We start from the raw sequence: 15,403 nt of genomic DNA, 5'->3' as shown, positions 1-15,403 counted from the left end.
CTTGAATAGAGCGCTAGTTTTTCACACCGCTTAAAAACACATGCCTTAAAAGTTTGGCTTCGCTTAAAAAAGCGTTTTTCAACACCGCGCTTTTATAAGTGTAATGATCTTCAACGCTTGAAACTTCGCCCACAAACACCCCCGCTCCAAAAATCCCGTCTAACCCGCTCGTTAGCACCTGATCGCCTATGTTGATTTCAGCGCTTGGGACAATGAAATCCACGATTAATTCTTGCTTGAAATTAGTCCCTATAAAGCCTAAGACTTGATTTTGGCCTACCATCACGCTATAAGCGCACCGCTTGTGAGCGTTCAAAAACCCGTTCAAGCGCCCTTTTTCTAGCACGGCAATGCCTATGGCTTGGTTGTGAGAAACAAGGCCATAAATCTTGTTTTCTTCTAAATTCGTAATAGGTTTAAGAGAAACGCTGCGCGTGTCTTCTAAACTGATGAATGAAGTCATGAAAGTGGGGGTATAAGTCATTTTTGGATTTTCTAAAGGATAAATACTATTCAAACGCTCTTTCAAATCAGCGTTTTCTAGTTTTAAAGTTTCTAAAATCAAGCGTTCTTTTTGAAACTCCTTAATGTTTTGGGCTTGAAAAAAATACGCTTGAACGTTGTCCAGTAAGCTGTTTTTTGCGCTCATCAAGGCGTTTTTAATCCGGTCGCTGATATAAGAAGAGCTGCCTTTAATGTCTAAAAAATAAAAAATAAGAAAAATCCCTAAAAGCCAAAGGAATTTAAAATAAAAACGCATGCATTATTCACTAAAACCCACACGGCTGAGTAAATCCAAATCTTGTATGGCTTCCCCTGTGCCTTTGGCTACCGCCAATAAAGGCTCATCGCCCACATACACAGGGAGTTTAACCATATCGCTCAAATACTTGTCTAAGCCCTTAATCAAAGCCCCACCGCCGGTAAGCACCACGCCATTTTGCACAATGTCTTTCGCTAAATCCGGCTTCACCTCTTCAAGCACGCTCCTTAAAGCGCTAGAGATTTCCCTCACCTGATCTTTAATGGCTTCAAACACATCATCAGAGCTCAATTCAATCGTGTGCAATAGCCCGCTCACTTGATCCCTCCCTGACACTTCCATAGTGAGTGGCGGATCCAATTTGATCGCGCAACCGATTTCAATCTTAATCTCTTCGCCGGTGCGCTCCCCTATCAACAAATTGAATTTCTTGCGGATGTATTCCACGATGCTTTGATCCAATTTATCCCCAGCCACTCTAATGCTTTTAGAAATGACTAACCCCCCAAGGCTGATCACGCCAATTTCAGTCGTGCCACCGCCAATATCCACGATCAAACTCCCTTGCGGCTCTTTCACTGGCAAGCCTGCCCCGATCGCGGCTGCCATAGGCTCTTCAATCAAAAAGACTTCTCTAGCCCCAGCGCTCAAAGCGCTCTCTTTAACCGCATTCCTTTCCACGCTTGTCAGCCCATAAGGCACGCACACCATGATGCGCGGTCGGATCCATGTTTTTCGTTTGTGCGCTTTTTCAATAAAGTAGCGGATCATTTTAGCGGTAATGTCATAATCGGCGATCACGCCATCTTTCATGGGGCGAATCGCTCTGATGCTGTTAGGGGTTTTGCCTAGCATTTCCTTAGCCTCGCTCCCCACTGCCAAAATATCATAAGCTTTAGAATCAAACAACCCCATGCGCACCGCCACAATAGAAGGCTCATTGATAATAATGCCCTGCCCTTTGACCAACACGATCGTGTTAGCCGTGCCTAAATCTATGGCAATATCATGCGAAAACAAACCGATTAATTTGCTAAAAATCATGCCCTTTGTGATCCTTTGTTATTAAATTGAATTGAATTGATAAGCGTATTCCTTAAGGAAAGATTTTAGAATGCGTTTTAGCGATGATCAAAGGTTCAGCTTGTTTCAAAACACAATCTTTAGTGATACGCACTTCTGATCCCTTAAGCTTGGGTAAATCAAACATAATATCCAAACAAAAATCTTCAATGATCGCCCTTAAGCCCCTGGCCCCCGTTTTTCGCTCTAAAGCGAGTTGAGCGATTTCTTTAATGGCTTCTTCTTCAAAAATCAAATCCACTTCATCCATTTTGAAAAGTTGCTGGTATTGCTTGATTAGGGCGTTTTTAGGTTTTTGTAAAATATCCACCATCGCTTCTAAACTGATGCTATCTAGCGTGCTTAAAACCGGCAAACGGCCAATAAGCTCAGGGATAAGCCCATAAGTTACTAAGTCATGGGTTTGGACTAAATGCAGGATCGCTTCTTGCTCTTTTTTGCTCATCTTTTCTTGAGTGAAACCCAACACATTTTGCGTGGTGCGTTTTTTAATGATTTCAGCTAACCCGTCAAACGCCCCGGCGCAAATAAATAAAATATCGCTCGTGTCAATTTGAATGAAATTGCCCTCAGGGTGTTTTCTGCCGCCTTTGGGGGGGATATTCACCAAAGAGCCTTCAACGATTTTCAACAACGCTTGCTGAACGCCCTCGCCAGAAACGTCTCTAGTGATGGAGCGGTTTTCTGACAAACGGCTGATTTTATCAATCTCATCAATAAACACAATGCCTTTTTGGGCTTTTTGGACATTCCAATCGCTCGCTTGCAACAATCTTGTGAGGATATTTTCCACGTCTTCGCCCACATAACCCGCCTCAGTCAAGCTAGTCGCATCGCTAATGGCGATAGGAATATCCAAATGCTTGGCGAGAGTTTGCGCCATTAAAGTCTTGCCTGAACCTGTAGGGCCGATCAGTAAAATATTGGACTTGCTCAACTCCACTTCTTCTAAATGCTCTAACTCTAAATCGCTGTCTTGGTTGTCTTGTTTTTTGAGTTTTTCTTTAAAAGATAAGCGCTTGTAATGGTTATACACGGCTACGGAAAAAACCTTTTTAGCCTGCTCTTGCCCTATCACATAATTGTCTAAAACCGCCTTAAGCTCTTTAGGGGCTGGAATGCGAGAGAGCAAAAACTCTTCTTCATAGGCACTAGATTCCATTCGCCTCAATCGATCTCTTTTGAGCGCTAATAAAGAATCCATTCTGTCGTATTTGCTGTCGTATTTGTGCAATTCCCCATGCATCACATCTATACAATATTCGCACACGCACACATCTTTATTGAGATTGCTCGCAAAAATAATACGGCGTTTTTTGGGATCTCTGGATTCTGGTTTTTTGCAAAAACTGCAATAAAGCGTTTCGTTCATGTTATTCCTCTTGTTTTTCTTCGCTAGAATATTCGCTTGACTTATACGCCACGCCCCTAGAACTCTCTAAAATAAAAGAGCAAATCTCTTTCACAAAAGGGTTATTGACATGCTCTTCTAACTCTAATTTAGCGCTCTCTCTTAAAGAGGGGATAGGGCGGAACAACCTCTTATAAAGCGCATGAATAAAATCAATATCCTTACTCTCTAATAATTGGCGCATCCGGTGGCGGTTTAACCCCCTAATAAAAGCACGATTGCCCTCCACGGTGCAATAAGGCGGCACGTCTTTGCCTAAAGCACTCTTACCGGCTATCATGCACCCTTTAGCGATACGCACAAACTGATGGATCGCGGTAAGGCCGCCAATGTTGACATAATCGCCTATTTCAATATGCCCTGCTAAAGTTACGCCATTAGCCAAAATACAATGATTACCGATCACGCAGTCATGCGCGACATGCACGTAAGCCATGAGCAGGTTTTTATCCCCAATAAGGGTTTTTTGAATCCCCCCTTCAGTGCCGGGATTTATCATGCAAAATTCACGAATAAGGTTGTCTTCTCCAACAATCAATTCGCTGTATTCGCCCTTGTATTTTAAATCTTGAGGCTGTGTGCCTAGCACGGCAAAAGGAAAAATTTCGGTGTTTTTCCCGATGAAAGTATGCCCTTGTAAGGTTACATTGTTATGGAGTTTCACGCCATCATTGAGCTTGATATGATCCCCAATAACGCAAAATTCCCCAATCTCTACGCCCTTGCCAATCTCTGCCTTAGGAGAGATGATGGCTGTTTTTGCAATTTTACTCATTTTTATTCTCTCTCTGCGATCATGGCTTTTAATTCGGCTTCAGCGACCACTTTGCCATCCACTTGAGCCGTGCCGCCCACTTGCCAGATCATGCCCTTATGCTTTAAGACTTCTAAATGGTATTCTAATCTGTCGCCTGGGGTTACAGGAATGCGGAATTTAACCTTATCAATCGTCATGAAATACACGATTTTTGTTTTGGCTATTTCAGGGTCAAACCCCCACATGCTAGTGAAAGCCAAAAACCCTCCGCTTTGCGCCATGCCCTCTACGATCAAAACGCCCGGGAAAATGGGCTTATTAGGGAAATGCCCGTTAAACACATCTTCATTAAAAGTGATATTCTTATAAGCGACAATTTTTTGATTGGCTTGTAACTCTATAATTCTATCCACTAAGAGCATGGGATAGCGGTGCGGTAAAATCTGTAAGATATGCTCTATAAAAAATTGAGATTGTAAGTTTTGATGGCTTTGTTCCATAAAATAAACTCCTTGTTTTGGATTCAATTAAAGTGCCATTTTTAGCGTTGGTTATCCTATAAAAATAACCGCTATTATACCATAAGAAAACCGCTCGCTTGTATTTGCAAAAACGCCGATGCATTGCGTCATAAGCTTAAAGAAACGCTTTATTCAAACACCACTCATGCATCATTCATACATTATTCATGCGTGTGACTTAGAATATTCTCTCTTAAATGGTAGTGCGGGTATTTGTTAGAATCCAAAACCACTTGCCCCATGAGCTGCTTGTCCAAATTGAAAATTAAAGGGGCTAGATAATTCACGGTGGAAAGCTCAATAGGGGTTTGAACCACCATGATATTAGCGACTAGAACGCTCTTGGCTCCCTCTAATTCTAAAAGGATTTTTAAGGGGGTAGGCACTTCAAATTCGTATTTTCTTAAAGCAAAGGGATTGACCAGCGTGAAAGACACCACGGAATCATCTTCTGCGCTGTTCAAACGCAAAAAGATTTCATCAATCTTTTGCAAGTGCATTTTATGAATGGTTTCAAACCCTAAGATAGGCGCTTTCACATCAAAAATCATAGGCGATTGCATTCCCTTTAAAAAAGCACAAGATCTTCTCCTTAAAGAATAAAAGACCGCCTTAAAACCAGCGCTCAATGATTTCTAAACTAAAAATCTGTATTATATCAAACAATTTTGGTAAAATCAATTTTTGCTAGTTTTGGGTATAATTCAATGACTGAATAACGATGAAAGTTTAACTGAATAATTATAAAATATAACTAAGGAGTGAGAGATGAGTAAAATAAAACCACAAATCAAGAAAAATAATCCTAGCAAATCTAATTATAGTAGTGGGTGGCACATTTTTGGCGCGGTGTGCATGATTGGAGAAATAGTGCTTACGCTATTGGGTGGGGCTAAGAATAAGAAAAAATAACCATGAGTGGTTCAAAGATTTAATTTTATAAGACAAATGGCATGCGTTTAAAACATTTTAAGACATTCCTTTTTATCATAATGGCGGTGATTGTGATAGGCACCGGTTGCGCGAATAAAAAGAAAAAAAAAGATGAATACAACAAACCGGCGATTTTTTGGTATCAAGGGATTTTGAGAGAAATCCTTTTTGCTAATTTAGAAACAGCGGACAATTACTATTCTTCTTTACAGAGCGAACACATCAACTCCCCCCTTGTCCCAGAGGCGATGCTAGCCTTAGGGCAAGCGCACATGAAAAAGAAAGAGTATGTTTTAGCGTCTTTTTACTTTGATGAATACATCAAGCGCTTTGGGACTAAGGACAATGTGGATTATTTGACCTTTTTGAAACTGCAATCGCATTATTACGCTTTTAAAAACCATTCTAAAGACCAGGAATTTATCTCTAACGCTATTGTGAGTTTAGGCGAATTTATAGAAAAATACCCTAACAGCCGTTACCGCCCCTATGTAGAATACATGCAAATCAAATTCATTTTAGGGCAAAATGAACTCAATCGCGCGATCGCGAATGTCTATAAAAAACGCCACAAGCCTGAGGGCGTGAAACGCTATTTAGAAAGGATAGATGAGACTTTAGAAAAAGAGACTAAACCCAAACCATCGCACATGCCTTGGTATGTGTTAATTTTTGATTGGTAGGATATTTCAAACCATACAAATTTATAACAGAGAGATGAAAAATGACTGAAGATTTTCCTAAAATTCTGCCTTTATTGGTAGAAGAAGACACCTTTTTATACCCCTTTATGATAGCCCCTATTTTCTTACAAAATAATGCGAGCATCAAGGCAGCAGCTTACGCTAAAAACAATAAATCGTTAGTCTTTATTGCATGCCAAAAAGACAAATTGAACGATAATGAAGCCCCTTATTATGATGTGGGGGTGATAGGCTCTGTCATGCGTGAAGCCAACATGCCTAATGGACGCGTGAAATTGCTCTTTAATGGCATCGCTAAGGGGCGTATTTTAGAGCCTGCCAAAGAAAACGAGCAAGGCTTTTTGGAAGCTCAAATAAGCCCTATTGAATATTTAGAATACGATAAAGAAAACATTCAGGCTATTGTGGAAGTGTTAAAAGAAAAGGTGATCACTCTAGCCAATGTCAGCTCACTCTTCCCCCCGGATTTGATCAAGGCTTTAGAAGACAATGACGATCCTAACCGCATCGCTGATTTAATCGCAGCGGCCTTGCATTTAAAAAAAGATCAAGCGTATTTTCTTTTTGCGAACAACAACACCGAACAGCGCTTGTTGGATTTGATTGATATTGTGATAGAAGAGACTAAAACCCAAAAACTCCAAAAAGAAATCAAATCCAAAGTCCATCAAAAAATGGAGCAAACCAATAAGGAATATTTCTTAAAAGAACAGCTCAAGCAAATCCAAAAAGAGCTTGGCACAGACAAACAGCGAGATGAGGATTTAAACCAATACTACCAAAAACTAGAAAGCGTCAAGCCTTTTTTAAAAGAAGAAGCGTTTAAAGAGATTAAAAAGCAAATTGACCGACTGAGCCGAACCCATGCGGACAGCTCAGATAGCGCGACTTTGCAAAATTATGTTGAAACCATGCTGGATGTGCCTTTTGGGCAATATGAAAAAAAAGCACTAGACATTAAGCATGTCAAAGAGCAATTGGATAACGATCATTATTCCTTAAAAAGGCCTAAAGAGCGCATTGTGGAATACTTTGCCACCATGCAGCTTTTAGAAATGCGCCACAAGAAAAAACCAGAAAAAAAAGACAAAACTAAAGGCACGATTTTATGCTTTTATGGGCCTCCTGGCGTGGGTAAAACGAGTTTAGCTAATTCCATCGCTAAAGCGATAGAGCGTCCTTTAGTTCGGATCGCTTTAGGGGGCTTAGAAGACGTGAATGAACTAAGAGGGCACAGGCGCACTTACATAGGCTCCATGCCCGGGCGCATTGTCCAAGGGCTTATTGAAGCTAAAAAGATGAATCCGGTCATGGTTTTAGATGAAATTGATAAGGTGGATAGGAGTGTTAGGGGCGATCCAGCGAGCGCTTTATTAGAGATTTTAGACCCTGAGCAAAATATCGCTTTTAGGGATCATTATGCGAATTTCAGCATTGATTTGTCGCAAGTGATTTTTATCGCTACCGCCAATAATATTGACAGGATCCCAGCTCCCTTAAGAGACAGAATGGAATTTATCAGCGTGTCCAGCTACACGCCTAGCGAAAAAGAAGAGATCGCTAAAAACTACCTCATCCCCCAAGAATTAGAAAAGCACGCCTTAAAGCCTAGCGAAGTGGATATTAGCCATGAGTGCTTGAAACTCATTATTGAAAAATACACCAGAGAAGCGGGCGTTAGGGATTTACGAAGACAGATCGCAACGATTATGCGTAAAGCGGCTTTAAAATACCTAGAGGATAACCCGCACAAAAAAGGGCGAACCAAAAAAAGCGAAGACAAAGATAAAAAAGGCGGAAATGAAGAAAACGAAAAAAGAGGTGAGAGTAAAGACTTCTGCGTCTCTATCACGCCTGATAACCTTAAAGAGTATTTAGAACGCATGGTGTTTGAAATTGACCCCATAGATGAAGAAAATAAAATCGGTATCGTCAATGGCTTGGCATGGACTCCAGTGGGCGGTGATGTGCTTAAAATTGAAGCGGTTAAGATTAGGGGCAAGGGGGAATTGAAACTCACCGGGAGTTTAGGCGATGTGATGAAAGAATCCGCCATTATTGCCTTTTCTGTTGTCAAAGTCTTATTGGATAACGAAACCTTAAAAGCGCCCAAAATCCCTAGCGAGGCCGATGCAGAGAATAAGAAAAAGAAAAAAGCGCTGAAAGTTTATAACGCTTACGATTTGCACTTGCATGTCCCTGAAGGGGCTACGCCCAAAGACGGCCCGAGTGCTGGGATCGCTATGGCGAGCGTGATGGCGAGCATTTTGTGCGATAGGGCTATAAGAAGCGAAGTGGCGATGACAGGCGAATTGACTTTGAGCGGGGAAGTTTTACCCATAGGAGGGTTGAAAGAAAAATTGATCGCTGCTTTTAAAGCCGGCATCAAAACCGCTCTCATTCCTGTCAAAAATTACGAAAGGGATTTAGATGAGATCCCTACTGAAGTGCGAGAGAATTTAAACATCGTTGCGGTGAAAAACATCGCTGAAGTGTTAGAAAAAACCTTGCTTTGAAATTTGGCATGAAAGCAGGCATTATTGGTTTAGGGCTTATGGGGGGGAGTTTAGGGCTAGCCTTACAAGAATGGGGGCGTTTTAAAAGCGTTATAGGCTATGATCATAACGCTTTGCATGCTAAATTGGCTTTGACTTTGGGGCTTGTAGATGAATGCGTGGAATTTGAAAAGATTTTAGAATGCGATGTGATTTTTCTGGCTATTCCGGTTGAGGGCATCATTGAATGTTTGAAAAAAATGACTCCTATCAAAAAAAGCGCAACGATTATTGATTTAGGGGGGGCAAAAGCGCAAATCCTTCACAATATCCCTAAAAGCATTCGTCAAAATTTCATCGCCGCGCACCCCATGTGCGGGACAGAGTTTTATGGCCCTAAAGCGAGCGTTAAAGGGCTGTATGAAAACGCCCTTGTGATATTGTGCGATTTAGAAGATTCAGGGACTGAGCAAGTAGAACTCGCTAAAGAAATCTTTCTAGGCATTAAATCGCGCTTGATCAAGATGAAATCCAACGAGCATGACACCCATGTGGCTTATATCAGCCATTTACCCCATGTTTTGAGCTACGCGTTAGCTAACAGCGTTTTAAAGCAAAACGACCCAGAGATGATTTTATCCTTAGCGGGTGGGGGGTTTAGGGACATGAGCCGTTTGTCTAAAAGCTCGCCTTTAATGTGGAAGGATATTTTCAAACAGAACCGAGACAATGTCTTAGAAGCGATTGAAAAATGCGAAAAAGAAATCGCGCAAGCTAAGGCTTGGATAGAAAATAACGATTATGAGAGTCTCGCAGAATGGATGACGCAAGCGAACAAACTCCAGGAGTTCATGTAAAATAATTTAAAATTTGCATATCGTTGTTTTTAGGGCAATACGGAAAAAATAGTATAATTTTCATAACAAAGAGTAAAACATGAAAAACAAACTCTTATGGTTATTGACCTTAAACGCTGGATTGTTTGCTAGCGTTCCTAACCCAGCAAATGTTATAGTGGGGGTTGTGAAAAGTATTGTAGAATGGGGATTGTCTTTATGGATTACAAGTTGTTTCATATGGATAGCGTGGATTAACAAATCAGCACTATAAGAGGTTATTTTAAACCCGGATCTATTGTTGTGTTTGCCATAATCATTTTTATTTCATTCCTCCAACGCCTATAAAACCCTTATCGCTTCTAATAAAAACCAGTTTTAAGCCGTTTAGGGATTTGATTCCTTAAACCTTTTTATCCAAAATACCGGTGTTTTTACGGGTATTTTATATTGGTATTTTAAGGGCAGTTTTTAATACTTCTTAGAATTATTCATGTATTTAGGCAATTCATTCAACTCAGCGTTTTTATTGTTCTTAAAAACCACTTGCTTTTCAACTCGTTCGTATTCTTTGCAATCTCTTCTCATTTCTTGTAAGGGGTATTTTTGGTTGTCATTAGGGATATAAAAGCATTCGCTTTTAGCGTTTTCATAGCTATCCGTTAGGCTTGTATCATAGTGGTACCAAAAGCCGCTAGGGATAGCGATATTCTTAGAGCTAAAAGTCCTGTAACCCTGTTTGATGATAGTAAGTTCTTCTACTAAAACTTGGTGGTATTTCCTGGCCAAATTACGGCCCTCTTTTTCCACCAATAAAACAGAATGCCTGTTGGTGTTTTTGGCTTCAGGGGTGATATTAGTCATTCTGTAAGTCTCTCTTAAAGGATTAGAGGCAAAATCAAAAGAAGCGTCATTCGCCACAAAATGCCCCCTATCAAAACCGCTTTTTGTGTAGTCTTTTGTCGTGGCTTGTTGATACTCCGCTAATCGTGTGTCCGTTTTAAACTCATAGCGTTTTTCAATATTGTTTTTATCCACTAAATCCCCAAACAACACGCTCACGCCATAAATAGGGTTTTTTAATTCGCTAGAATAACACACCGAATAGAAGTTATTTTTTAAGACCTTACAATCAATGTTAGTGAGCATGCCATTAGCGTTATGAGTGGGATTGTGGTTTTTAGCAGGATTAGCGCTGTTGACTTGATCCTTGATTTCATTAAGCTTTTTAGCGGTGTAGCTGTTAATAGCCTTAGTGAAATTATCCAACATGTCCGCTTGGAGCCAACTCATAGCGATCAGGCTAAAACAGAGCCAGTTTTTAAAGGTTTTCATGTTTCACTCCCTTTTTGATTGGCTTGAATACTACAACAATATTTTTAATAGTTTATTTTTAAGGATCTTTTTTATTTTATAGCGAGTTTATAGCGAGCGAATGCTTACTGCTAACAGATTAGTTATCCTTATGTCAGGCAAAGCTAAAATTTTTTAGCCCAAGCGTTTAAAATCCCTCCAACCTTTAAACCATATTATTTATTTTTGCCCACTAAATAGGCATAGCGTTTTGATGCGTTAAGTGGCACGCGTTGAATAATCAAACTCAAGAATAAAAAATTTCATTGTATTTTTTGGTGATCTCATCTATCTCCCATGCGTCTTCATCAATATCGCCCAAGTTTAAATAGTCTTCATTAGAGTCTAAAGAAGCGCAACAAATCCTTTTTTGCTCATTGAGATCTAATTTTTGGAACTCTTCGCTATGGATTTCATCCATCTTATTATCGGTGCGTTTTAAAAAGCGCGCATTTAGCGCGTTAAAGATTTTTAGGCATTCATCGGCGCTTTTAGCGTTAAGGATTTGTTTTTTAATTCCTGAATTCACTTCTTTTAATTCAGCATAGACGAAACTCCCGCCCCCTTTAAAATCGCATTTTTTAGAAATGCCCCCTTGCTCGCCCTCTATGACTTTTTTTAACCTTTCTTTAGTGATAGTTTCTATATAGTCCATTTGCTCGATACCAATGTAGCGGCGTTTCATTTTGTGCGCCACCGCGCAAGTCGTCCCGCTCCCGGCAAAAAAGTCCAACACGAGGTCGTTTTCGTTGGTAGAAATTTCTAAAATTCTTGAAATTAGGGCTTCGGGTTTGGGTGTTGAAAACAAATCGGTATTTGAATTTGCAAAAAGGACTTTTATTTCACTTGTAGCTTTTATATTTGTGGTAACCCCACATTCTGCGTTAAAAACATTGCTTGCCTTTACTTCCCTATCGCCTTTTCTAATATATCTCATAGAAAACTCATCGCTTTTTATCACAAAAGTTGTGCCTTCTCTTATTTCGTTATCCAGCTTGTCTTGTGTCCATTTAAATTTGGCGTTAATTCTTACCATGTTTGAATTTGTTTTATTTACTATTCTTAAATCATCAATTAATTCCATTTTATTAAATTTTGTAGGCTTAATCACTCCCTTAAAGGTTTTAAAATATATGGAATTTGGTGGAAATTGTAAAGTTCTCTTTACATTTACTTCATTTAAAATAGGAAAATCTTGTCCTTCTTCAGCCATATCCCTATTGAAAATAAGCCCAAATTTAGTTTTTTCATAGCACAAAATATATTCTGTTTTTATGCGTATTCTTGATAAGCTATTACTTGTCTTTTCCCACACAAAACAAACTACAAAATTCTCCCTAAGAAAAATCTCATCCATTAAAACCTTTAAATAAGCCTGTTCGTTGTCGTCGCATTGCACAAAAATCACGCCATCATCGCTTAAAAATTCCCTAGCCGCTTCAAGCCTGTTTTTCATAAACACTAGCCAAGAGCTGTGGTTAAAATTATCGTTGTAATTAAAGCTGTCATTACCCGTATTATAAGGGGGGTCAATGTAGATGCATTTCACTTTTTTAGCGAATTTCTTTTTTAAAGTTGGTGTTGTTATCTTTAGCGTTACCGAGTAAAACATTGTCTTTAAAAGGGAAATTCAAAACGACTAATTCGCTAGATTTGATAAAGCCCTCTTGTGAAAATAAGCCTATTTTATTTTTAAATCGTGTGAAAGAGCGGTCTAATTCTTTTATTTCTAAATATTTTTCTAAACATTCCAATAACGCCTTTTCATTGAATACGAGCGAATTGGCGATCGTTTTAAAAAAGTGTTTTTTGTAGTCGTTAGCGTTTTCATGCTCAAGCATGAAAGTTAAAAGCTTTTCATCATGCTCTATAATTAAAGTGACTAAGCGTTCTTTAGTGAAATGATTGATTAAAATATCTAGTAGGGTTTTGAGTGGGGTTTTTAACATTCTTTGTCCTTAAAGGTTTGATGGAAAGCGGTTTGAAAATCGCCATTGACTGCGCTATTATGGAGCGTGAAAAAAGGCAAGCCTTTTAAATGGAGTTTTTTGTTATGGCTTTTAAGCGTGGCGTTTTCTAGCATTTCTAAAAATTCTTTTTTCCAAGCGTTAGAAGGCTCTAAATGCTCGCCTTTAGCTTCCATATAACAAGTGAAGCCTAAAAATTCATCTTCATGCGTTTGGGCAAAAAGGATAAAATCCGGCTCAAAACCTTGCGCGTAAAAGGGGCCTTCTATATTGCAAAAAACTTTTAATTCAGCGAAATGATCGTTCCTTAAAACGCACCATTCTTTGAATTTCTTGTCTAAAAGCTCTTTATGGTCGTTGATAAAATCTAAAAACTTCCTTTCTAAATCGCTGTCTAGTTTTCGCATGTCCTTAAAAAGCAGCCATTCATAGGGGGGAATGTCTTTTTCCCATTCGCTAGCGCTAAGGCTTTTATTGTGCGTTTCAAATTCTTTTAATTCTAACGCGCTCACGCTAGGTTCATCTTGCTTTTTTAAAAGCGTGTCTTTTAAGTTTCCAATGATATAAACAGCGAGTTTTAAAAGCGTTTTGTTGTCGTCAAACTTTTGGTTTTTATGGAAGTTTGTTTTTAATGGCGAAATATATTGCTCTATAAATCCCACCTTATTGTTAAAGGCATGTTTTGTAAAGGCTTTTTTAAGCGTTTTGAAATCCAGGTTTTTTAAATTAAGGGCTTTTAAAAAATAATTTAGGGGGATTTTATCTAAGGCATGGGTCATATAATAAGTTCTATCGCCTTTATTTTCTTCTTTAAAATCCACTTTCTTTTCACGCACATTAAAAGCAAATAAAGGGACATGCAAGCTTTGGAGTGTGGCTTCAACAGGGTCTGAATAGTCCATATTAAATAAGTTTTTCTTATTTGTCTTTTGCGTTGCTCGCATAGTAGCATTTGAAACGCTTGGTGGGTGTTAAGGGGATAGTTGTTTTTTCCTTTTCCTTTTCAATGAATCCTAATCCTAAATCTTGTAACTCTTCTTTTAATTTAGCGATAAACTCGCTGTTATAAATGGCATGGTAGTCTAACCTCTCTAGCGCGCTTAAGGAATTATCAAGATCAAATTTGCGTTGGTAAAACTCTATGCGGCTTGGCTTGAAATCGTTATAGCTAAAGGGGTAGTATCTCGCTCCTCGCCCTATGAGCTGGGCGTCTTTAATGGTGTCTTTTTGATTCGCTTTGTTTTTAAGCCTGACAATGTCAAACAAATTCAGCACATCCCAGCCTTCATTGAGCTTATCCACGCTAAAAATCACTCTTTTAGGGTTGTCTCTGTCTTCTAGGGAGTTCAATAAAAGCATGCCTTTTTCTAATTCTTTTTCGTTATTGGTGTTAATTTGAACGCTTTCTTTGAATTTATTTTGTAGAAGCGCGACAAGGTTAGGGGCGTGGTTTTGCTCATCAAAAAAGTTTTTAGCGGCTTTAAAAAAAGTGTTGCGGCTGTGATTGAAAAAATTTTCTAAATCTAAAGGGCTTAAATTTTCTAAAAAGGTATTGAAGCGCTCTTGATTTTTCTTACTCTCTTCAATCCTTTCGCTTTTAAACAAAATACATGGTTTAAAGTTTTCAATATTGTGGTGTTGGGCTAGTAATTCTTTATACAAACTGGAAACGCATGCCCCTAAAAAGCGTGTTTCTAATTCTTTGTTTTCATAGGAAAGGGAGTAGATGTTTTTGCAAAATTTATCCTCGCTAAATTCTTTTAAGGTGTAATCGATCACCTTTAAATTTTCATATTTGTCTTTAACGCTTTTTTCATTAGGGATAGTGGCGCTAAATTCCAGCAATAAATTGTCTTTATTTTGTTTTAGGGCTAATTTCACCACGCTTTCCCAGTTGCGTTTTTCACTAGCCTCACTATCATTTAATTTCTTTTTAGTTTCTGTGTTTAAGTGGTGTGCTTCATCCGCTAAAAAAACTAATTTCTGATCTTTTAAATCCTCTAGGGTGATAGCGTTTTCTTTAGCTCTAGTGAATAGTGAAAACAAGCCTTGAATGGTGCTAAAATAAATGTTGATAGCGTTGTTGTGGCTCTCGTTCAAATTATTGATGCTTTTAATTTCTGTGTTTTCATCATTGATATTGATACTTTCACTAAAAAGGTATTTTGACGAAGCGCTGTCTGTAAAATTCAATTTCGTTTTTTCTAAAATGCTAACACTATTCACAAAAAAGATAAAGTTTTGATAGCCTTGCTTGTAGCATTCTAAAATCAAACCCGCCATCACTAAGGTTTTGCCACTACCGGTGGCCATTTCAAACATGAAATGCTTTTGAGTTGGGTTAGATTGGCGTTTTTCTAAATAATTATCTATCGCTTGCTTTTGGTAATCTCTAAGCTCTTTTTTTAAATTACTGGTGATGTGGGTGGGTAGCTCTATTTCTTTATTATTGGGCGCGTTATTTGGCGCGTTATTAGGCGTGCGATCTTTTATCGCTGATTGGGGGGGGGGGGGGGTAACTTTGATTGAATGAATCTTGCATGAAATCCCTTAAGTGAAAAGTTAAGGGAATTATAGCGT

Annotated in this window: 11 protein-coding genes and 2 pseudogenes; 4 read left to right on the top strand and 9 right to left on the bottom strand. The window is 38.9% G+C overall.

What is annotated here, in order from left to right; translation table 11 throughout:
- Positions 1–13: 13 nt before the first annotated feature.
- The 6 genes from mreC to fliW form a co-directional block, all read right to left on the bottom strand.
- Positions 14–760, bottom strand: a complete 747-nt coding sequence (gene mreC / locus CS889_RS07940) for a rod shape-determining protein MreC (protein WP_089087333.1) — start codon at positions 758–760, stop codon at positions 14–16.
- Positions 761–763: 3 nt separating this feature from the next.
- The gene (locus CS889_RS07935; protein ID WP_000577744.1) at positions 764–1,807 is read right to left on the bottom strand and encodes a rod shape-determining protein; all 1,044 of its coding nucleotides are present in this window, start codon (positions 1,805–1,807) and stop codon (positions 764–766) included.
- Between the two features lie 52 nt (positions 1,808–1,859).
- Positions 1,860–3,218: an ATP-dependent protease ATP-binding subunit ClpX gene (gene clpX, locus CS889_RS07930; RefSeq protein WP_001006339.1), complete on the bottom strand. Its 1,359-nt coding sequence runs from the start codon at positions 3,216–3,218 to the stop codon at positions 1,860–1,862.
- 1 nt (position 3,219) lies between these two features.
- Positions 3,220–4,032 (bottom strand): acyl-ACP--UDP-N-acetylglucosamine O-acyltransferase, encoded by an 813-nt coding sequence (lpxA, locus tag CS889_RS07925; RefSeq protein WP_089087332.1) that lies wholly within the window; start codon positions 4,030–4,032, stop codon positions 3,220–3,222.
- A 2-nt stretch (positions 4,033–4,034) separates the two neighbouring features.
- Entirely contained in the window at positions 4,035–4,514 is a 480-nt protein-coding gene (fabZ, locus tag CS889_RS07920) for a 3-hydroxyacyl-ACP dehydratase FabZ (protein ID WP_015643707.1), read from the bottom strand.
- A 182-nt stretch (positions 4,515–4,696) separates the two neighbouring features.
- On the bottom strand, positions 4,697–5,086 hold the full coding sequence (fliW, locus tag CS889_RS07910) for a flagellar assembly protein FliW (RefSeq protein WP_001875894.1): 390 nt from the start codon (positions 5,084–5,086) through the stop codon (positions 4,697–4,699).
- A 217-nt stretch (positions 5,087–5,303) separates the two neighbouring features.
- Between fliW and CS889_RS08365 the strand changes: the two genes are divergently transcribed.
- From CS889_RS08365 to CS889_RS07895, 4 genes are read left to right on the top strand one after another with little or no spacing between them, the layout of a single operon-like run.
- On the top strand, positions 5,304–5,447 hold the full coding sequence (locus CS889_RS08365) for a hypothetical protein (protein WP_000034897.1): 144 nt from the start codon (positions 5,304–5,306) through the stop codon (positions 5,445–5,447).
- Positions 5,448–5,488: 41 nt separating this feature from the next.
- A complete protein-coding gene (locus CS889_RS07905; RefSeq protein WP_001237311.1) occupies positions 5,489–6,151 on the top strand; it encodes an outer membrane protein assembly factor BamD in 663 nt (220 codons plus the stop codon).
- Between the two features lie 41 nt (positions 6,152–6,192).
- Positions 6,193–8,688: an endopeptidase La gene (lon, locus tag CS889_RS07900; RefSeq protein WP_089087331.1), complete on the top strand. Its 2,496-nt coding sequence runs from the start codon at positions 6,193–6,195 to the stop codon at positions 8,686–8,688.
- Positions 8,689–8,696: 8 nt separating this feature from the next.
- Complete coding sequence (locus tag CS889_RS07895) at positions 8,697–9,524, top strand: prephenate dehydrogenase (RefSeq protein ID WP_089087400.1); 828 nt, start codon at positions 8,697–8,699, stop codon at positions 9,522–9,524.
- 450 nt (positions 9,525–9,974) lie between these two features.
- Here the strand turns inward: CS889_RS07895 and CS889_RS07885 are convergent, their stop codons facing one another.
- From CS889_RS07885 to CS889_RS08695, 3 genes and pseudogenes are all read right to left on the bottom strand, one after another.
- On the bottom strand, positions 9,975–10,838 hold the full coding sequence (locus tag CS889_RS07885) for a DNA/RNA non-specific endonuclease (RefSeq protein WP_077642256.1): 864 nt from the start codon (positions 10,836–10,838) through the stop codon (positions 9,975–9,977).
- 265 nt (positions 10,839–11,103) lie between these two features.
- Positions 11,104–12,805, bottom strand: a pseudogene (locus CS889_RS07880) (DNA methyltransferase).
- Positions 12,799–15,196 (bottom strand): annotated as a pseudogene (locus CS889_RS08695) (DEAD/DEAH box helicase family protein). Before CS889_RS08695 ends, CS889_RS07880 begins: the two co-directional pseudogenes overlap by 7 nt.
- Between the last annotated feature and the right edge of the window lie 207 nt (positions 15,197–15,403).

The organism is Helicobacter pylori, from assembly GCF_900120335.1.
Taxonomy (GTDB): Bacteria; Campylobacterota; Campylobacteria; order Campylobacterales; family Helicobacteraceae; genus Helicobacter; species Helicobacter pylori_BU.
This window is presented reverse-complemented; position numbering and strand designations above follow the sequence as displayed.

Coding starts and splice junctions, on each gene's coding strand:
- mreC (WP_089087333.1), bottom strand. CDS start 760: ATGCGTTTTTATTTTAAATTCCTTTGGCTTTTAGGGATTTTTCTTATT.
- CS889_RS07935 (WP_000577744.1), bottom strand. CDS start 1,807: ATGATTTTTAGCAAATTAATCGGTTTGTTTTCGCATGATATTGCCATA.
- clpX (WP_001006339.1), bottom strand. CDS start 3,218: ATGAACGAAACGCTTTATTGCAGTTTTTGCAAAAAACCAGAATCCAGA.
- lpxA (WP_089087332.1), bottom strand. CDS start 4,032: ATGAGTAAAATTGCAAAAACAGCCATCATCTCTCCTAAGGCAGAGATT.
- fabZ (WP_015643707.1), bottom strand. CDS start 4,514: ATGGAACAAAGCCATCAAAACTTACAATCTCAATTTTTTATAGAGCAT.
- fliW (WP_001875894.1), bottom strand. CDS start 5,086: ATGATTTTTGATGTGAAAGCGCCTATCTTAGGGTTTGAAACCATTCAT.
- CS889_RS08365 (WP_000034897.1), top strand. CDS start 5,304: ATGAGTAAAATAAAACCACAAATCAAGAAAAATAATCCTAGCAAATCT.
- CS889_RS07905 (WP_001237311.1), top strand. CDS start 5,489: ATGCGTTTAAAACATTTTAAGACATTCCTTTTTATCATAATGGCGGTG.
- lon (WP_089087331.1), top strand. CDS start 6,193: ATGACTGAAGATTTTCCTAAAATTCTGCCTTTATTGGTAGAAGAAGAC.
- CS889_RS07895 (WP_089087400.1), top strand. CDS start 8,697: ATGAAAGCAGGCATTATTGGTTTAGGGCTTATGGGGGGGAGTTTAGGG.
- CS889_RS07885 (WP_077642256.1), bottom strand. CDS start 10,838: ATGAAAACCTTTAAAAACTGGCTCTGTTTTAGCCTGATCGCTATGAGT.